An 18,029-nucleotide genomic window follows, 5' to 3' on the forward strand; every position below is an offset into this window, starting at 1 on the left:
CCTTCATGGTCGATCAGCCAAAACATTCATTGTGGCAAAAAAGGGGGTCACCTCTTCGGGCATCGGACGCCCGGTCGCGTGCGCGCGCACCAGCACCTGCCAGAAGAATCGGTAGCTCGCGCGGTCGTGCAGACGGCCGCCGTGCTGCACCGGCGCCCAGTCGGCGCGCTGCGCCGCCAGCAGGATGGCAGCGGCCTCCCCGATCTCGTCGGCCCGGGGCGCGAAGGCTTCGAGCACCGGTCGTATCTGGTCGGGGTGGATGCTCCACATGCGGGTGTAGCCGAGCTCACGCGCGACCGTGCGCGCGGCCTGGCCCAGTGCCTGGGTGTCCTTGAACTCGGTGACCACGCAATGCGACGGCACCTTGCCGTGGGCATGGCAGGCGCTGGCGATCTCGAGCTTGGCGCGCAGCACCAACGGGTGGCTGAACTGCCCGGCCATGCTCATGCCCGCGGCCGGAATCGCGCCGCCGTGCGCCGACACGAAGTCCATCAGCCCAAAACTCAGGCTCTGCACGCGCGGGTGAGCCGCGATGTCAAAGGCCCGGTGCACCGCGGCGGGCGACTCGATCAGCACGTGCAGCGGCAGCGCGGTCGCGCCGGCGGCGTCCATGGCGGCCACGGCGCGCTGCACATCGGCCACCGACTCGACCTTGGGCACCATCAGGTGCACCAGCTTCGAAGCGGCCTGACCCGCGATGGTGGCCACGTCGGCGTCGAAAGCCGGGTGGTCCACCGGGTGGACGCGAACGGCCACCCGGGCTTCGGGCGCCGCGCCCAGCGCGAGCGCGGTGACCAGCGCCGCGTGATCCGCTTCGCCGCCCACGGGGGCGCCGTCTTCGCAGTCGAGCGTGACGTCAAACACGCAGGTTCCGAACTCCTCGGTCATCTCGGCCTGCAGCTGCAGGCTCTTCTTCATCCGCGCTTCCACCCCGCTGTAGTGGTCGCAGACCGGCAGCGCGAACGCGCCGGCCTGGGCACCCAGAAGAATGTCGCGCGGATGGATCACGCCGTGGTTACCAACGGGTTACAGCAGGTGCTTGACGCCGTCCTGCTCGCCCTGCAGTTCGGCCAGGGTCTTGTTGATGCATTCCTGCGAGAAGGCGTCGATCTCCAGGCCTTCAACCACCTTGTATTCGCCGTTGGCGCAGGTGACGGGGAAGCCGAACATCACGTCCTTGGGAATGCCGTACCAGCCTTGCGACGGGATGCCCATCGTGACCCATTCGCCGTTGGTGCCCAGGGCCCAGTCGCGCATGTGGTCGATGGCGGCATTGGCGGCCGAAGCGGCGGAAGACAGGCCACGCGCTTCAATGATGGCGGCGCCGCGCTTGCCCACGGTGGGCAGGAACACGTCCTTGTTCCAGGCCTGGTCGTTGATCATGTCCTTGACCGAAGCGCCGTCGATGGTGGCGAAGCGGTAGTCGGCGTACATGGTGGGCGAGTGGTTGCCCCACACGGCCAGCTTCTTGATGCTGGACACAGCCTTGCCGGTCTTGGCGGCCAGCTGGCTGGCGGCGCGGTTGTGGTCCAGGCGCAGCATGGCGGTGAAGTTGCCCGGCTTCAGATCGGGGGCTGCCTTCATCGCGATGTAGGCATTGGTGTTGGCCGGGTTGCCGACCACCAGCACCTTGACGTCGCGGCTGGCCACGGCGTTCAGGGCCTTGCCCTGGGCGGTGAAGATGGCGCCGTTGATGCTCAGCAGCTCGGCGCGCTCCATGCCGGGGCCGCGCGGACGCGAGCCCACCAGCAGCGCGTAGTCGGTGTCCTTGAAGGCGGTCATCGGGTCGCTGTGGGCTTCCATGCCGGCCAGCAGCGGGAAGGCGCAGTCTTCCAGTTCCATCATCACGCCCTTGAGCGCCTTCTGGGCCTTCTCGTCGGGGATTTCCAGCAGTTGCAGGATCACGGGCTGGTCCTTGCCCAGCATTTCGCCCGAAGCGATGCGGAACAGCAGGGCGTAACCGATTTGACCAGCGGCGCCGGTGACGGCAACACGAACGGGCTTCTTGCTCATGGTGAAAACTCCAGAAAAGGACGGTGGATAGGTGAAAGAAATCGGCGGGGAGAACCCCGGGGCACAAGCCACAGAGACGCGGGCAAACCCGTGAGAGATGGTTCAGACGCAGCCCGTGAGTGTACCCGTGCAAACCCTGTGAAGTCAATTTGTCTTATGTCTTATATAAGATATGATTGGACCAACCGGGCGGCACCGCCGGGTCCCGAGAAACCATGGCCATCAATCCCGCATTCCCGCCCGAACCGTCGCCCGCCGACGGGCCGGACACCGCTGCCCAGGGCTCTGGCGACGCGAGTGGGAGTGGCTTGGCGCCAACCGCCCCCGCGTTCAGCCCGCTCTACCAGCAGATCAAGACACTGATCCTGCGCAGCCTGCAGGCGGGCGAATGGAAACCGGGCGACATGATCCCCAGCGAGTTCGATCTGGCCGCGCGCTTTCGCGTGAGCCAGGGAACGGTGCGCAAGGCCATTGACGAGCTCGCCACCGACAACCTGCTGGTGCGCCGCCAGGGCAAGGGCACTTTCGTCGCCACCCATGCCGAGCAGCACATCCAGTACCGCTTCCTGCGGCTGCTGCCCGACACCGGTGATCTGGCGCAACAGGGTCCGGCCGAGCGCCGCATCATCGAATGCCGCCGCCTGCGGGCCAGCGCCGATGTCGCGCGCCAGCTCGCACTGCGCACCGGCGACCCCATCCTGCAGGTCAAGCGCGTGCTGGCCTTCGCGGGCAGCCCCGCCATCCTGGAAGACCTGTGGCTGCCCGGCGGCCCGTTCAAAGGCCTGACGGTGGAAACCCTGTCCGACGACAAGGGACCGATGTACGCCCTGTTTGAAACCCAGTTCGGGGTGCGCATGGTGCGGGCGGTGGAGAAGATCAAGGCGGTCGCGGCCGATGCCGACGCGGCCCGGCTGCTCGGCGTGCCCGAAGGCCACCCGCTGCTCAGCGTGGAGCGTCTGGCCTACACGTACAACGACGTGCCCATGGAGTTGCGCCGCGGCCTGTACCGCACCGAGTCGCGCCACTACCGCAACGAACTGAGTTGAAAGCGGGACCCCATGCCGCCATGAAAGTCCGAGCGATCCGTGCCGCGTCAGCGACCCGTATGCTGCGTTGCAATAGAATTTACGGGCCCGTGGTCCGAGTTACCAACGAGTTACATCCCCCTTCCAATCCCCTGTCCGCCCCCCGGAAGAAAGCCCCACCATGACCGAGTTGACCAAGAAGCGGCCCGAGTTCCGCAACATCAACGCCTTCAAGGATCTGACCACCTACCGCCTGCCCCTGGCCGGCTGGGTCTCGATCCTGCACCGCGCCAGCGGTGGCCTGATGTTTGTGCTGCTGCCGCTGATCGTCTGGCTGTTCGACACCTCGGTGTCGTCCGAAATTTCCTTCGATCGTTTCAGCTCGGCCTTCTCGGCCGGCCTGGGCTTTGTGCCGGGCTGGTTCTTCAAGCTGGTGGTGCTGGCCCTCATCTGGGCCTACCTGCACCACCTGATCGCGGGTGTGCGCCACCTGTACATGGACGTGGCCCATGCGGTCAGCAAAGAGTTCGGCAAATCGTCGGCCATCGTCACCCTGGCCCTGAGCATCGGCCTGACGCTGGTGCTCGGCGCCAAACTGTTCGGCCTGTACTGAGCGCCATCGAGAGGAATACAACATGTCTGTCAACTACGGTTCCAAGCGCGTCGTCACCGGCGCCCACTATGGCCTGCGCGACTGGCTCGCCCAGCGCGTCTCCGCCGCCCTCATGGCGCTGTTCACCCTGATCGTGTTGCTGCAGGTGCTGTTCACCAGCGGCCCCATCGGCTACGAGTCCTGGGCCGGCATCTTCGCTGCCCAGTGGATGAAGGCGCTGACCTTCGTCGTGTTCGTGGCCCTGGCCTACCACGCATGGATCGGCATGCGCGACATCTGGATGGACTACGTCAAGCCCGCCGGCATCCGCCTCGTGCTGCACATCGTCACCATCGTCTGGCTCGTGGCCTGCCTGGGCTGGGCTGTTCAAGTTCTCTGGAGTCTCTGAAGCCATGACCGCAACTGCAAATCTCCCCAAGCGCCAATTTGACGTCGTGATCGTCGGCGCTGGCGGCTCCGGCATGCGTGCCTCGCTGCAACTCGCCCGCGCCGGCCTGAAGGTGGCCGTGCTCTCCAAGGTGTTCCCGACCCGCTCGCACACCGTGGCCGCTCAAGGCGGCGTGTCCGCCTCGCTCGGCAACATGAGCGAAGACAACTGGCACTACCACTTCTACGACACCATCAAGGGCTCCGACTGGCTGGGTGACCAGGACGCCATTGAGTTCATGTGCCGTGAAGCACCCAAGGTCGTCTACGAGCTCGAACACTTCGGCATGCCGTTCGACCGCAACCCCGACGGCACGATCTACCAGCGCCCGTTTGGCGGCCACACCGCCAACTACGGCGAGAAGCCGGTGCAGCGCGCCTGCGCCGCGGCCGACCGCACCGGCCACGCCATGCTGCACACGCTGTACCAGCAGAACGTGCAGGCCCGCACCACGTTCTTCGTCGAATGGATGGCGCTGGACCTGATCCGCGACGCCGACGGCGACGTGGTGGGTGTGACCGCGCTGGAAATGGAAACCGGCGAAACCTACATCCTCGAAGCCAAGCAGACCCTGCTGGCCACGGGTGGCGCGGGCCGCATCTTTGCCGCCTCCACCAACGCCTTCATCAACACCGGCGACGGCCTGGGCATGGCGGCGCGCGCTGGCATCCCGCTGCAGGACATGGAGTTCTGGCAGTTCCACCCCACCGGCGTGGCCGGCGCGGGCGTGCTGCTGACCGAAGGCTGCCGCGGTGAAGGCGCGATCCTGCTCAACAGCAACGGCGAGCGCTTCATGGAGCGCTACGCGCCCACGCTGAAGGACCTGGCGCCGCGCGACTTCGTCTCCCGCTGCATGGACCAGGAGATCAAGGAAGGCCGAGGATGCGGTCCCAACAAGGACTACGTGCTGCTCAAGCTCGACCACCTGGGCGCCGAGACCATCCACAAGCGCCTGCCCTCGGTGTACGAGATCGGCGTGAACTTCGCCAACGTGGACATTACGCGCGAGCCGATTCCGGTGGTGCCCACCATCCACTACCAGATGGGCGGCATCCCGACCAACATCAACGGCCAGGTCGTCACGCCCGACGGCAACGGCGCGCAGAAGGTCGTCAATGGCCTGTACGCGGTGGGCGAATGCGCCTGCGTCAGTGTGCACGGCGCCAACCGCCTGGGCACCAACTCGCTGCTCGACCTGCTGGTATTCGGCCGCGCGGCCGGCAACCACATCGTCGAGACCAACGACAAGAACCAGAACCACAAACCCCTGCCGGCCGACGCCGCCGACAAGACCCTGGCCCGCCTGGCCCGCCTGGACAACTCCACCAGCGGCGAATACGCGCAGGACGTGGCCGGCGACATGCGCGCCATCATGCAGCAGCACGCTGGCGTGTTCCGCACCCAGGCCAGCATGGACGAAGGCGTCACCAAGATCAACGCACTGCGCGAGCGCGTGGCCAACATCACGCTGAAAGACAAGTCCAAGGTGTTCAACACCGCGCGCATCGAAGCGCTGGAGGTCGACAACCTGATGGAAGTCGCCCAGGCCACCATGACCTCGGCCGCCGCGCGCCACGAATGCCGCGGCGCCCATACGGTCAACGACTACGAGCGCCCGGCCGACGACGCCCAGTTCCCGCTGGGCCGCAACGACGCCGAGTGGATGAAGCACACGCTGTGGGACAGCGCCACCAACACCCTGTCGTACAAGCCCGTCAACTTGAAGCCGCTGACCGTGGAATCCGTTCCGCCCAAAGTCAGAACGTTCTGAGTACCCACGTCGCACGGAGAAAAACACCATGGCACTTCGCACATTCAAGATCTACCGCTACGACCCGGAAAAGGACGCCAAGCCTTACATGCAGACCATCGAGGTCGAACTCGACGGCCACGAGCGCATGCTGCTCGACGCCCTGATGAAGCTCAAGGCGGTGGACCCCTCGATTTCCTTCCGCCGCTCCTGCCGCGAAGGCGTCTGCGGTTCGGACGCGATGAACATCAACGGGAAGAACGGTCTGGCCTGCCTGACCAACATGAACACCCTGCCCGGCGTGATCACCTTGAAGCCCCTGCCCGGCCTTCCGGTGGTGCGCGACCTGATCGTGGACATGACGCTGTTCTTCAAGCAGTACAACAGCATCAAGCCCTACCTGATCAACGACACGCCGCCGCCCCAGACCGAGCGCCTGCAAAGCCCGGAAGAGCGCGAAGAGCTCAACGGCCTGTACGAATGCATCCTGTGCGCGAGCTGTTCGACCAGCTGCCCCAGCTTCTGGTGGAACCCGGACAAGTTCGTCGGCCCAGCCGGCCTGCTGCAGGCCTACCGCTTCATCGCCGACAGCCGCGACGAAGCCACCAGCGAGCGCTTGGACAACCTGGAAGACCCGTACCGCCTGTTCCGCTGCCACACCATCATGAACTGCGTGGACGTGTGCCCGAAGAACCTGAACCCGACCAAAGCGATCGGCAAGATCAAGGAAATGATGGTGATGCGCTCGATCTGAGCACGCCATCCGACCCATCATGGAAGCCAGCACCACCGACGCCCTGCTCGATCCACGCGCCTTGAGCAAGCTGCGCTGGCGCTGCCGCCGTGGACTGCTCGAGAACGACCTGTTCATCGACAGTTTTTTTGCCAGACACGCGTCTGGCCTGACCGTCAGCCAGGCTCAAGCCCTGGGGGTTCTAATGGAACTGTCTGACAACGATCTGCTCGATCTGTTGCTTGGAAGAAAACCTCCCCAGGGCGAGCTGGCCCGTGATGACGTCGCGCACGTACTGGGCCTGCTGCGTGCAGCCCGGCAACCCATTTAAGCCCCCTTAAAAGGAACCCGCATGAAACTCGTAGACAACAAAGCCACCCTGTCGTTCTCCAACGGCAGCCCCAGCGTCGACCTGCCGGTGTACGCCGGCAGCATCGGCCCGGACGTGATCGACATCCGCAAGCTGTACGCGCAGACCGGTATGTTCACCTACGACCCCGGCTTCCTGTCCACCGCCTCCTGCCAGTCGGCCATCACCTACATCGATGGCGACAAGGGTGAGTTGCTGTACCGCGGCTACCCCATCGAGCAGCTCGCCACCAACTGCGACTACCTCGACACCTGTTACCTGCTTCTCAATGGCGAGCTGCCCGATGAGAAAGAGCGCGGCGACTTCCACAAGCTCGTGATCAACCACACCATGGTCAACGAGCAGATGCAGTTCTTCCTGCGTGGCTTCCGTCGTGACGCCCACCCCATGGCCGTGCTGACCGGTCTGGTGGGCGCGCTGTCGGCCTTCTATCACGACAGCACCGACATCAACAATCCGGAGCACCGCAAGGTCGCGGCCATCCGCCTGATCGCCAAGATGCCCACACTGGTCGCCATGGCCTACAAGTACGGCATCGGCCAGCCCTACATGTATCCGCGCAACGACCTGAGCTATTCGGGCAACTTCCTGCGCATGATGTTCGGCACCCCTTGCGAAGAGTACAAAGTCAACCCCGTGCTGGAGAAGGCGCTCGATCGCATCTTCATCCTGCACGCCGACCACGAGCAGAACGCCTCCACCTCCACCGTGCGCCTGTGCGGTTCGTCGGGCACCAACCCGTTCGCCGCCATCGCGGCCGGCGTGGCCTGCCTCTGGGGTCCGGCCCACGGCGGCGCCAACGAGGCCTGCCTGAACATGCTGGAAGACATCCAGCGCCAGGGCGGCGTGTCCAAGGTCGGCGAGTTCATGGAGAAGGTCAAGGACAAGAACTCCGGCGTCAAACTCATGGGCTTCGGCCACCGGGTCTACAAGAACTACGACCCGCGCGCCAAGCTGATGCAGGAAACCTGCAACGAAGTCCTGCAGGAACTTGGCCTGGAAAACGATCCGCTGTTCAAGCTCGCCAAGGAACTGGAAAAGATCGCCCTGGAAGACGAGTACTTCGTGTCGCGCAAGCTGTACCCGAACGTGGACTTCTACTCCGGCATCGTGCAGCGCGCCATCGGCATTCCGGTCAACCTGTTCACCGGCATCTTCGCGCTGGCCCGCACGGTCGGCTGGATCGCTCAGCTGAACGAAATGATCAGCGATCCCGAGTACAAGATCGGCCGCCCGCGCCAGTTGTTCACCGGTGCCGACCGCCGCGACGTCAAGCCCCTGGCATCGAGGTAAAAGGATCACCCCCCGCGCCGCCTGCGGCGTCACCCCTCAAGGGGGCGGCACTGGCGGCCCGGCGGAGCCGGTTCCGCGGTGCCCTGCGTGGACTGCCCCCTCAAAAGACCCGAGCCGGCTTCCCCACGCCCACAAAACCCGCCCTCGGCGGGTTTTGTTTTGGCGGGGACACCCATCGTCAAATGCGACGACAAAATACCACCCAAGGTGAGAAAATAAATGACTCATCGTCATTCACGACGAGTCACCCATGAACACCCCGGACCGCAGCTTCACCCGCCGCCTCGACCTCACCTCGCTCCAGCTCTTTGTGGCGGTGTGTGAGCGCGGCAGCATCGGCAAGGCGGCCGAGCAGGAATTCATGGCCCCCTCGGCCGTGAGCAAGCGCCTCTCCGATCTTGAAAGCGCCGTGGGCACCACGCTGCTCTACCGCCATGCCCGAGGTGCCAGCCCCACGCCCGCCGGCCAGAGCCTGCTCCACCATGCGCGCTCGGTGCTGTTCAGTCTGGACAAGATGCAGGGCGAGTTGTCCGAATACGCCGACGGTGTGCGTGGCCACGTGCGGGTGCATGCCAACATCTCGGCCATCGTTCAATTCCTGCCCGAGGACCTGGGCAGCTTCATCCGCCTGCACGATCAGGTCAAGATCGATCTGGAAGAGCACCTGTCCACCGAGGTGGTGCGGGCCGTGCAGGAAGGTGCGGCCGATCTGGGCATCTGCCACACGGGGGTGAGCGGCCCCCCGCCCGACCTGCAGACCCGCCCCTACCGGCAAGACCAGCTGGTGCTGATCGTTCCGCGTGACCACCCCTTGGCGGACCGCGAACAGCTGGCTTTTGCCGACAGCCTCGACTGGGACCACGTGGGGCTGCACGCCAACAGCTCCATCTATCTCGCCATGCACCAGGCCGCCACCAGCGCCGGCCGCGGCATCCGGCTGCGCATCCGTGTGACCGGGCTGGACGCCATGTGCCGCATGATCCACAACGGCCTGGGCGTCGGCCTGATGCCCAGGCGAGCCTTCGAGCTGATGCACGGCGTGGGCGAGCTCACCTGTGTGGCGCTCACCGATGACTGGGCCACCCGGCAGATCGACCTGGTGGCCCGCGATTTTTCGACCCTGCCGGTCACGGCCCGGCTGCTGGTCGCGCACCTGGGCGAGCAGTCCGGACAACACACCGTTACAGACCCCGAAGCATAAAATTCCAACAGCAAAGGAACCCCACCCCATGGCACGCACGCTCTACGACAAGATCTGGGACGAACACGTCGTCCATACCGAGGAGGATGGCACCTCCGTCCTCTACATCGACCGCCACCTCGTGCACGAAGTGACCAGCCCACAGGCGTTTGAAGGGCTGCGTCAGGCGGGCCGCAAGGTCTGGCGTGTGAGCTCGATCGTGGCCACCGCCGACCACAACACCCCCACCACCGGCTGGGAACAGGGTTACGACGGCATCACCGACCCGATCAGCAAGGAACAGATCACCACGCTGAACGACAACATCGCCGAATTCGGCGCGGCGGCCTTCTTCCCCTTCATGTCCCAGCGCCAGGGCATCGTGCACGTGATCGGTCCGGAAAACGGCGCCACCCTGCCCGGCATGACGGTGGTCTGTGGCGACAGCCACACCAGCACCCACGGCGCGTTTGGCGCACTCGCGCACGGCATCGGCACCAGCGAGGTCGAGCACGTCATGGCCACGCAGACCCTGCTGGCCAAGAAGGCCAAGAACATGCTGGTGCGCGTGGACGGGCAGTGCCCCAAGGGCGTGACCGCCAAGGACATCGTGCTGGCCATCATCGGCAAGATCGGCACGGCCGGCGGCACCGGCTACACCATCGAGTTCGGTGGCAGTGCGATCCGCGCGCTGTCCATGGAAGGCCGCATGACGGTCTGCAACATGGCCATCGAAGGCGGCGCGCGCGCCGGCCTGGTGGCGGTGGATGAAAAAACCATCGAATACATCAAGGGTCGTCCGCTCTCCCCCACCGGCGTGGAATGGGACCAGGCCGTGGCCTACTGGAAGACCCTGCACTCGGACGCCGACGCGGTGTTCGACACCGTGGTGACGCTGGACGCCAGCACCATCGTGCCGCAGGTCACCTGGGGCACCTCGCCCGAGATGGTACTGGGCGTGGACGCCCGCGTGCCCGACCCCGAGAAGGAAAAGGACCCGAACAAGCGCGGCGCCATTGAGCGTGCGCTCACCTACATGGCGCTGGAGCCGGGCAAGGCCCTGAACGACATCTTCGTGGACAAGGTGTTCATCGGCTCCTGCACCAACAGCCGCATCGAAGACATGCGAGAAGCCGCTGCGGTGGTGAAGAAGCTGGGCCAGAAGGTGGCCAGAAACATCAAGCTGGCGATGGTCGTTCCCGGCTCGGGCCTGGTCAAGGAACAGGCCGAGCGCGAAGGCCTGCACGAGATCTTCAAGGCCGCTGGCTTCGAGTGGCGCGAACCGGGCTGCTCGATGTGTCTGGCCATGAACGCCGACCGCCTGGAACCCGGCGAACGCTGCGCCTCCACCAGCAACCGCAACTTCGAAGGCCGCCAGGGCGCCGGTGGCCGTACCCACCTGGTGTCCCCCGCCATGGCCGCCGCCGCCGCGATCCACGGCCATTTCATTGACGTGCGCACCATCGCCTGACCTGCCGTCCCGAACCCTCTTCAAGGAGTCCCATCATGTCCTCTATCAAACCCCTGTTCATCCTGCTGGCCGCCGCAGCCCTGATGCCTCTGGCCGCCTGCAACACCGTGCAAGGCGTCAAACAGGACGCGTCCGTGGTCAAAGACAAGGCCATCGAAGTCAAGGACGCGGTCGTGGACAAGGCCATCGAAGTCAAGGACAAGACCGTCGAAGGCGGCAAGGCCGTCGGCCAGTCGGTCGGTTCCGGGCTGGAGAAGGCTGGCGACGCCGTCAAGGACGCGGCCCACTGAGGCCAGCTCCGCAATACCCCTCACACCATCATGCAGAAATTCACCATTCACCAGGGCCTCGTGGCCCCCATGGACCGTGAGAACGTCGACACCGACGCCATCATCCCCAAGCAGTTCCTCAAGTCAATTCGCAAGACCGGCTTTGGCCCCAACCTGTTCGACGAGTGGCGCTACCTGGACAAGGGCGAGCCCGGCCAGGACCCCGCCACGCGCAAACCCAACCCGGACTTCGTTCTCAACCAGGCGCGCTACGCGGGCGCCTCGGTGCTGCTGACACGCAAGAATTTCGGCTGCGGCTCCAGCCGTGAACACGCGCCCTGGGCCATCGACCAGTACGGCTTTCGCGCCATCATCGCGCCCAGCTACGCCGACATCTTCTTCAACAACTGCTTCAAGAACGGTCTGCTGCCCATCGTGCTGCCCGAGGCCACGGTGGCCCAGCTGTTCGACGAGGTATACGCCTTCCCGGGCTACCCGCTGACGATCGACCTGGAACGCCAGGTGATCGTGAAACCGCAAGGTGAAGAAATACCGTTCGAGGTGCAGGCTTTCCGCAAGTACTGCCTGCTCAATGGCCTCGATGACATCGGCCTGACCCTGCGCCACAAGGACAAGATCGAGGCGTTTGAGAAAGAGCGTCTGGCCACCAAACCGTGGCTCGCGCACACGATGTAAGTGACCACCCCCGCGCCGCCTGCGGCGTCACCCCCTTCCAGGGGGCGTTGCCAGTGGCCCGGCAGAGCCGGTTCCACGGCAACCTGACCACAGACACTTCGCGCCGAAACCTTATCCTTTAACTTCTCCCAAATCATGAAAATCGCAGTTCTCCCGGGTGACGGCATCGGCACCGAAATCGTGGCCGAGGCGGTCAAGGTCCTCAACGCCCTCGACCTCAGCTTCGAAATGGAATCCGCCCTGGTGGGCGGCGCCGCCTACGAGGCGCACGGCCACCCGTTGCCCGAGTCCACGCTCAACCTGGCCAAGTCGGCCGACGCCGTGCTGTTCGGTGCCGTCGGTGATTGGAAATACGACAAGCTGGACCGTCCGCTGCGCCCCGAGCAGGCCATCCTGGGCCTGCGCAAGAACCTGGGCCTGTTCGCCAACTTCCGCCCGGCCATCTGCTACGAACAGCTGGTGGGGGCATCCAGCCTCAAACCCGAGCTGATCGCGGGTCTGGACATTCTCATCATCCGCGAGCTCACCGGCGACATCTACTTCGGCCAGCCGCGCGGCCGCCGCGTGGCCACCGACGGCCACTTCCCCGGCGCCGAAGAAGCGTTCGACACCATGCGCTACAGCAAGCCCGAGATCGAGCGCATCGCCCACGTCGCCTTCCAGGCCGCGCGCAAGCGCAACAAGAAGGTCACCAGCGTGGACAAGGCCAACGTGCTGGAAACCTTCCAGTTCTGGAAAGACGTGGTCACCGAAGTGCACGCCCAGTACCCCGACGTGGAACTGCAGCACATGTACGTGGACAACGCCGCGATGCAGCTGGTCAAGGCGCCCAAGGCGTTTGACGTGGTCGTCACCGGCAACATGTTCGGCGACATCCTGTCCGACGAGGCGTCCATGCTGACGGGCTCCATCGGCATGCTGCCCTCGGCCTCGCTGAACGCGAAGAACCAGGGCCTGTACGAACCCAGCCACGGCAGCGCACCCGACATCGCTGGCAAGGGCGTGGCCAACCCGCTGGCCACCATCCTGAGCGCGGCCATGATGCTGCGCTTCAGCCTGAACCAGGAAGCCGCCGCGCAACGCATTGAGGCCGCCGTGCAGAAGGTGCTGGCGCAGGGGCTGCGCACCCCCGACATCTGGAGCGAGGGCACGACCAAGGTGGGCACTTCGCAGATGGGCGACGCGGTGGTCAAGGCCCTGGTCTGAGCGGCGCGGCGTCGGCACAAAAAAAGCAGCCTGCGGGCTGCTTTTTTTGTGTCGACGGCCTGGATCCGGATCAGAAGAAATCCGCCCCGGCCGTGGTGATCAGCAAGGTGCCTTCGGGGTCGACCTGAGGCAAAGAGGTGTTCACCGCGACCGGCCGGAACGTGAAGGCGATCGACAGGCCAAACGCGAGCTCGTGGGGCGTGGGCAAGGTGAAGGTGTTTTGCGCGTCGATGGAGCGGGAGTGGTCCCCGCTGCGGCGCGCGGACATGTTGCTGCCCGGAACGATATCCCAGCCGTGGACCTTGTTGGGTCCGTCAAAGACATGCAGGTTGTCGATCGCGGCGTGCTGCCCGGTCTTGAACAGCAGAAACAGCGTCTGCACTTTCAGCCGGCTGTCGTTGAGGATGACGGGTGTCGGAATCGGTAGGTGGCACCAGGTGCCTACGGGTGACTCGCCCGGGCCAAAAATAAATTGAAGCTCGGTGCCCCAGGCCCAATGCCGCTTGAGGATGCCCTGGGGCAATTCTTCCACCAGTGCATTGCCGTGCACCCACGACGCGTACTTGAGCATGTTCAATGCCTCCTGAAAAATGACCACCATTGCAAAGCTGCGCCCCATTCTCCACCGGGCTCGGGCCTTGCAACAAGCCCGCGGTGAAGCCTTGATCCGAGCAGCAAGCGGCCGTAAGCAGCGCCCAAGCTCGCATCCGCTACAATCTCGCCCATGTTTGCCCACCGCCCGTTCAAGCTGAACAACGCCTCCGCCGCCATGGCCGGGGTCGCAGTGCGCGCAAACACCACCAAAACCACGACCATTAAGGGCTGAACAGCTCTGGTTCGTCGTGCGCCCTCCCCGGCCAGACGAGCCGGGGCAAACAGTCTGGTCTGGACCTGTTTCTTTAATCTGAAAGGGCGTTTGAAATGAGCAAGTTGGTTGGTTTGGTCGGCTGGCGCGGCATGGTCGGCTCGGTGTTGATGGATCGCATGGTCGAGGAAAAAGACTTCGACCTGATCGAGCCCCTGTTCTTCTCCACCTCCAACGCTGGCGGCAAGGCCCCGGCCATGGCGAAGAACGAGACCACCTTGCAGGATGCGCACGACATCGCCGCCCTCAAGCGCTGCGACATCGTCATCACCGCCCAGGGTGGCGACTACACCAGCGAAGTGTTCCCCAAACTGCGTGCCGCGGGCTGGAACGGCCACTGGATCGACGCCGCCTCCACGCTGCGCATGGAAAAAGACGCCGTCATCATCCTGGACCCGGTGAACATGCCGGTGATCAAGGACGCACTGGCCAATGGCGGCAAGAACTGGATCGGCGGCAACTGCACCGTGAGCTGCATGCTCATGGGCGTGGGCGCGCTGTACAAGGCCGGACTGGTGGAGTGGATGAGCACCCAGACCTACCAGGCGGCGTCGGGCGGCGGCGCCCAGCACATGCGCGAACTGCTGACGCAGTACGGCACGCTCAACGCCGAAGTGAAGTCCCTGCTGGACGACCCCAAAAGCGCCATCCTGGAAATCGACCGCAAGGTGATCGCCAAGCAGCGCGCGCTGAGCGGCGCCGAAACGGCCAACTTCGGTGTGCCGCTGGGCGGCTCGCTGATCCCCTGGATCGACAAGGACCTGGGCAACGGCATGTCCAAGGAAGAGTGGAAGGGCATGGCCGAGACCAACAAGATCCTGGGGCTGGGTGAAGGCTTCGGCTCCGCCGCCATTCCTGTGGACGGCTTCTGCGTGCGCGTGGGCGCCATGCGCTGCCACAGCCAGGCATTGACCTTCAAACTGCGCAAGGACGTCCCAGTCGCCGATCTGGAAGCCATGATTGCCGCCGACAACGACTGGGTCAAAGTCGTACCCAACAACCGTGAAGCGACCGTCAGGGATCTGACGCCGGTGGCCGTGACCGGCACCATGACCATCCCCGTCGGCCGCATCCGCAAGCTGGCCATGGGACCGGAATACGTGGGCGCGTTCACCATTGGTGACCAGTTGCTGTGGGGCGCAGCCGAACCGCTGCGCCGTATGCTGCGCATCCTGTTGAGTGCATGAAACTGTGACAAGAGACAACCCCGACGGGACCGCGGATCGGCGCGATCCCGTTGTGTGGTTGCAACGCGTGTACGATCTCACGGTTCGTCGAACGGTGCCTCAGAAACTCAAGCGAATTCTCAGCTTGTCACCGTAATGCGTTGATGTTATGGTCAATTCTCGGTTTTTTACGTCGAGGTTCATGTGCCTATTCACACCCGCCACACTCCCCTACAACCCACGCCCGCCCACCCCCGACACACCAGCGAGCGCGGCCTTGCGCGGTTACATGCGGTTGCAGCGGCGGCGGTGTTGTGCATCGGCCTGACGCAACATGGCGACGCCCAGGCCTTGGCTCTGGGTCGCATCGTGGTGCAGTCGGCCCTCGGGGAACCTCTGCGGGCCGAAATCGACGTCCCTGAAATCTCCGCCGAAGAGGCGTCCAGCCTGCGTGTCGGCCTGGCCCCGGGCGATGCTTTTCGTGCCGCGGGCATGGAGTTCAATCCCGCCTTGAGCGATCTGCGGGTCAGCCTGGAACGGCGGCCAGACGGTCGCGCCTTCTTGCGGCTGTCCAGCGGCCGGCCGGTGAACGAACCGTTCATGGACATGATTCTGGAGGCCAACTGGGCTTCCGGTCGCGTCGTTCGCGACTACACCCTGCTGTTTGACCCGCCCAACCTGCGCCCGGCTGCTGCGGCGCCGCTCGCTCCGGGCGTTTCTGCCCAACCGCGGCCATCGCCGGTGCCTCCCCCATCCGCACGGCCCGTGGTGCCGCCCGCAGCCGTCGGCGCTTCACCGGCGGTGCAGCCCCCGGCCGCCCCGACCCCACCCGTTCAGGCCGCGCGCCCGGCGCCTGCGGCCGCCACCCCAAGCCCGGAACCGGGTTCGACACCGGCACCTGAAGCCAGTGGCGAAGCTCAGGTTCGCGTCCAGGCGGGCGACACGGCCGGGCGGCTGGCCGCCGACCATCGCCCAGCCAATGTGTCGCTGGATCAGATGCTGGTGGCCATGCTGCGCGCCAACCCCAAGGCCTTCATCGGGAACAACATCAACCGGATCAAGGCCGGCGCCGTGCTGGACATGCCCGCCGAAACGGCCGCCAGTGCAGTGCCTGCCAACGAAGCGCGCCAGATCATCGCGGCTCAAAGTCGCGACTTCAACGAGTTCCGCCGTCGCCTGGCGGGTGCCGCGCCCGAGGCCGATGTGGGCACCGCGGATCGACAGGACACCGGTCGCGTACAGGCCGAGGTGGAAGACAAGAAGCCCGTTGCACCGGCCCAGGACAAGTTGACCCTGTCCAAAGGTGCCACGCCTGCGCAAACCGCCAAAGAAGATGCGATCGCGCAGGATCGTCAAGCCAAGGAGGCCTCGACCCGCGTGGCCGAGCTCTCCCGCAACATCGAAGAGTTGGGGAAACTGAACCCCGCTGCACCCACTGTCCCAGCGACACCTGCCGCTGCGGCCAGCCCGCCCGCAGCGCCCGCCCAGGCGACGCCGGATGCCGCCGCCATCAAGGCCCCCAGCCCCGTGGCGGCCGAACCTTCGCCGCCGCCGGCACCGGAAGCCACGACCGAACCGGCTCCTCCGGCCCCGGCGCCTGCACCCGCGCCCGCCGTGAGCAAGCCGCCTCCTCCGCCCGCTCCCGCGGTTGAAGAACCCTCGTTCGTCGATCAGTTGCTTGACAACCCCTTCGTTCTGCCGGGTGCTGGTGCGCTGCTGGCCCTGCTGGCCGGTCTGGGCTTCTACCGCATTCGGCAACGCAAAAAAAGTGTTGGCGTCGACAGCTCGTTTCTAGAAAGCCGCCTTCAGCCCGACTCGTTCTTCGGCTCCAGCGGCGGCCAGCGCATTGACACCGCCGAAGCCACGGCATCGGGTTCTTCCATGGTGTATTCGCCCAGCCAGCTCGATGCGGCCGGGGACGTGGATCCGGTCGCGGAAGCCGATGTCTATCTGGCCTATGGCCGCGACCTGCAGGCCGAGGAAATCCTCAAAGAAGCCATGCGCAGCGCGCCCACCCGCGTGGCGATCCACAACAAGTTGCTCGAGATCTATGCCAAACGGCGCGACGCCAAGGCTTTTGAAGTGGTCGCCACGGAAGCCTATGGCCTCACCCAGGGCCTGGGTTCCGAATGGGAGCATGCCTGCGAACTGGGCAAGGAACTGGACCCCAACAACCCGCTGTACCAACCCGGCGGAAGCCCGGCGGTGAAGGGTGGTGGCTCTGCTGGTGGTGCGTCCAACAACACCATTCCATTCGCCAGCAGTACGCTGACACAACAAGACGGCCCCGGAGCCGACTTGAATGCCGACCTCGATCTGGACCTCGATCTCGATCTCGACGCTTCTCAAGGCGTCCCTTCGGCGCTGGCCATGCTGCAAGCCGAATCACCGGCACCCCGGGCCGGCGCTGCCATGTCCGCCCTGGACGACCTCAACGAAACCGATGCACTCACCCGATCGGTGGAGGAAAAGGCCGGTCCCTCGTCCATGTCCATGGACTTTGACCTGGACTTTCCATCGGAACCTGCCACGCTCACCCGTGCGCCAACACCCTCTGCCAACAACAGTGCGCTGATGCCGTCGAAGAACGAGGTATCCGCCTTCGGCGACAACGAAATCCTGCCCGATTTCGCTTCGGACAAGCCCGTTGCACCGGCACCGAGCACCGTGGGCGCGACCGCCTCGGCGGCGCCCGAGATGCTGTCGTTCGATCTCAACGAAATCACCCTCGATCTGGACGATTCGCCCAACACGGCGCCTTCCGAACTGGGCGCCCTGACCGAAGAAAGCCCCCTGGTGACCAAACTCTCGCTGGCCGAAGAGTTTCGTGCCATCGGTGATCTGGAGGGAGCCCGGTCGTTGGCCGAAGAAGTGCTGGCCGAAGCATCGGGGACCCTCAAGAACAAGGCCAGCACCTTCCTCGCCGATCTCACCTGACGCGCGCAGCCCTCC

Annotated in this window: 17 protein-coding genes; 14 read left to right on the top strand and 3 right to left on the bottom strand. The window is 65.0% G+C overall.

Annotation, left to right across the window (positions count from 1 at the left end; translation table 11 throughout):
* Positions 1-3: 3 nt before the first annotated feature.
* A complete protein-coding gene (locus KIH07_RS22280) occupies positions 4-1,008 on the bottom strand; it encodes an HpcH/HpaI aldolase/citrate lyase family protein (protein WP_226494053.1) in 1,005 nt (334 codons plus the stop codon).
* Positions 1,009-1,026: 18 nt separating this feature from the next.
* Positions 1,027-2,013: a malate dehydrogenase gene (locus KIH07_RS22285; RefSeq protein WP_226494054.1), complete on the bottom strand. Its 987-nt coding sequence runs from the start codon at positions 2,011-2,013 to the stop codon at positions 1,027-1,029.
* A 215-nt stretch (positions 2,014-2,228) separates the two neighbouring features.
* Between KIH07_RS22285 and KIH07_RS22290 the strand changes: the two genes are divergently transcribed.
* From KIH07_RS22290 to leuB, 12 genes are all read left to right on the top strand, one after another.
* Positions 2,229-3,059 carry a GntR family transcriptional regulator gene (locus KIH07_RS22290; RefSeq protein WP_226494055.1) on the top strand — a complete coding sequence of 277 codons (831 nt, stop codon included), beginning with the start codon at positions 2,229-2,231 and terminating at the stop codon, positions 3,057-3,059.
* A gap of 160 nt (positions 3,060-3,219) precedes the next feature.
* A complete protein-coding gene (gene sdhC, locus KIH07_RS22295) occupies positions 3,220-3,651 on the top strand; it encodes a succinate dehydrogenase, cytochrome b556 subunit (protein WP_068173979.1) in 432 nt (143 codons plus the stop codon).
* 22 nt (positions 3,652-3,673) lie between these two features.
* Positions 3,674-4,039, top strand: a complete 366-nt coding sequence (gene sdhD, locus KIH07_RS22300) for a succinate dehydrogenase, hydrophobic membrane anchor protein (protein ID WP_068173978.1) — start codon at positions 3,674-3,676, stop codon at positions 4,037-4,039.
* Positions 4,040-4,043: 4 nt separating this feature from the next.
* Positions 4,044-5,849 (top strand): succinate dehydrogenase flavoprotein subunit, encoded by a 1,806-nt coding sequence (gene sdhA, locus KIH07_RS22305; RefSeq protein ID WP_226494056.1) that lies wholly within the window; start codon positions 4,044-4,046, stop codon positions 5,847-5,849.
* A 28-nt stretch (positions 5,850-5,877) separates the two neighbouring features.
* Positions 5,878-6,582 (top strand): succinate dehydrogenase iron-sulfur subunit, encoded by a 705-nt coding sequence (locus KIH07_RS22310; RefSeq protein WP_068173976.1) that lies wholly within the window; start codon positions 5,878-5,880, stop codon positions 6,580-6,582.
* A 19-nt stretch (positions 6,583-6,601) separates the two neighbouring features.
* On the top strand, positions 6,602-6,892 hold the full coding sequence (locus tag KIH07_RS22315) for a succinate dehydrogenase assembly factor 2 (protein ID WP_226494057.1): 291 nt from the start codon (positions 6,602-6,604) through the stop codon (positions 6,890-6,892).
* A gap of 21 nt (positions 6,893-6,913) precedes the next feature.
* Positions 6,914-8,224, top strand: a complete 1,311-nt coding sequence (locus tag KIH07_RS22320) for a citrate synthase (RefSeq protein ID WP_226494058.1) — start codon at positions 6,914-6,916, stop codon at positions 8,222-8,224.
* Positions 8,225-8,474: 250 nt separating this feature from the next.
* Positions 8,475-9,425, top strand: coding sequence for a LysR substrate-binding domain-containing protein (locus tag KIH07_RS22325; RefSeq protein ID WP_226494059.1), 951 nt, complete (start codon positions 8,475-8,477; stop codon positions 9,423-9,425).
* Between the two features lie 28 nt (positions 9,426-9,453).
* On the top strand, positions 9,454-10,875 hold the full coding sequence (gene leuC / locus KIH07_RS22330) for a 3-isopropylmalate dehydratase large subunit (protein WP_226494060.1): 1,422 nt from the start codon (positions 9,454-9,456) through the stop codon (positions 10,873-10,875).
* A 35-nt stretch (positions 10,876-10,910) separates the two neighbouring features.
* Positions 10,911-11,165 (top strand): hypothetical protein, encoded by a 255-nt coding sequence (locus KIH07_RS22335; protein WP_226494061.1) that lies wholly within the window; start codon positions 10,911-10,913, stop codon positions 11,163-11,165.
* Positions 11,166-11,195: 30 nt separating this feature from the next.
* Entirely contained in the window at positions 11,196-11,840 is a 645-nt protein-coding gene (gene leuD, locus KIH07_RS22340; RefSeq protein ID WP_226494062.1) for a 3-isopropylmalate dehydratase small subunit, read from the top strand.
* 135 nt (positions 11,841-11,975) lie between these two features.
* Positions 11,976-13,046, top strand: coding sequence for a 3-isopropylmalate dehydrogenase (leuB, locus tag KIH07_RS22345; RefSeq protein WP_226494063.1), 1,071 nt, complete (start codon positions 11,976-11,978; stop codon positions 13,044-13,046).
* A 70-nt stretch (positions 13,047-13,116) separates the two neighbouring features.
* On the opposite strand, the gene KIH07_RS22350 is transcribed toward leuB, so the two are convergent.
* Positions 13,117-13,665 (bottom strand): DUF6623 family protein, encoded by a 549-nt coding sequence (locus tag KIH07_RS22350; protein WP_226494064.1) that lies wholly within the window; start codon positions 13,663-13,665, stop codon positions 13,117-13,119.
* Positions 13,666-13,967: 302 nt separating this feature from the next.
* Between KIH07_RS22350 and asd the strand changes: the two genes are divergently transcribed.
* Complete coding sequence (asd, locus tag KIH07_RS22355; protein ID WP_226494065.1) at positions 13,968-15,098, top strand: aspartate-semialdehyde dehydrogenase; 1,131 nt, start codon at positions 13,968-13,970, stop codon at positions 15,096-15,098.
* A gap of 288 nt (positions 15,099-15,386) precedes the next feature.
* Positions 15,387-18,014 (top strand): FimV/HubP family polar landmark protein, encoded by a 2,628-nt coding sequence (locus KIH07_RS22360; protein ID WP_226494066.1) that lies wholly within the window; start codon positions 15,387-15,389, stop codon positions 18,012-18,014.
* Positions 18,015-18,029: the final 15 nt, after the last annotated feature.

The sequence above is a fragment of the Hydrogenophaga taeniospiralis genome (assembly GCF_020510445.1).
GTDB lineage: Bacteria > Pseudomonadota > Gammaproteobacteria > Burkholderiales > Burkholderiaceae_C > Hydrogenophaga.

Excerpts from the sequence above, each read along its gene's own strand:
- KIH07_RS22285 (WP_226494054.1), bottom strand. The coding sequence starts at position 2,013 with ATGAGCAAGAAGCCCGTTCGTGTTGCCGTCACCGGCGCCGCTGGTCAA.
- KIH07_RS22290 (WP_226494055.1), top strand. The coding sequence starts at position 2,229 with ATGGCCATCAATCCCGCATTCCCGCCCGAACCGTCGCCCGCCGACGGG.
- sdhC (WP_068173979.1), top strand. The coding sequence starts at position 3,220 with ATGACCGAGTTGACCAAGAAGCGGCCCGAGTTCCGCAACATCAACGCC.
- sdhD (WP_068173978.1), top strand. The coding sequence starts at position 3,674 with ATGTCTGTCAACTACGGTTCCAAGCGCGTCGTCACCGGCGCCCACTAT.
- sdhA (WP_226494056.1), top strand. The coding sequence starts at position 4,044 with ATGACCGCAACTGCAAATCTCCCCAAGCGCCAATTTGACGTCGTGATC.
- KIH07_RS22310 (WP_068173976.1), top strand. The coding sequence starts at position 5,878 with ATGGCACTTCGCACATTCAAGATCTACCGCTACGACCCGGAAAAGGAC.
- KIH07_RS22315 (WP_226494057.1), top strand. The coding sequence starts at position 6,602 with ATGGAAGCCAGCACCACCGACGCCCTGCTCGATCCACGCGCCTTGAGC.
- KIH07_RS22320 (WP_226494058.1), top strand. The coding sequence starts at position 6,914 with ATGAAACTCGTAGACAACAAAGCCACCCTGTCGTTCTCCAACGGCAGC.
- KIH07_RS22325 (WP_226494059.1), top strand. The coding sequence starts at position 8,475 with ATGAACACCCCGGACCGCAGCTTCACCCGCCGCCTCGACCTCACCTCG.
- leuC (WP_226494060.1), top strand. The coding sequence starts at position 9,454 with ATGGCACGCACGCTCTACGACAAGATCTGGGACGAACACGTCGTCCAT.
- KIH07_RS22335 (WP_226494061.1), top strand. The coding sequence starts at position 10,911 with ATGTCCTCTATCAAACCCCTGTTCATCCTGCTGGCCGCCGCAGCCCTG.
- leuD (WP_226494062.1), top strand. The coding sequence starts at position 11,196 with ATGCAGAAATTCACCATTCACCAGGGCCTCGTGGCCCCCATGGACCGT.
- leuB (WP_226494063.1), top strand. The coding sequence starts at position 11,976 with ATGAAAATCGCAGTTCTCCCGGGTGACGGCATCGGCACCGAAATCGTG.
- KIH07_RS22350 (WP_226494064.1), bottom strand. The coding sequence starts at position 13,665 with ATGGGGCGCAGCTTTGCAATGGTGGTCATTTTTCAGGAGGCATTGAAC.
- asd (WP_226494065.1), top strand. The coding sequence starts at position 13,968 with ATGAGCAAGTTGGTTGGTTTGGTCGGCTGGCGCGGCATGGTCGGCTCG.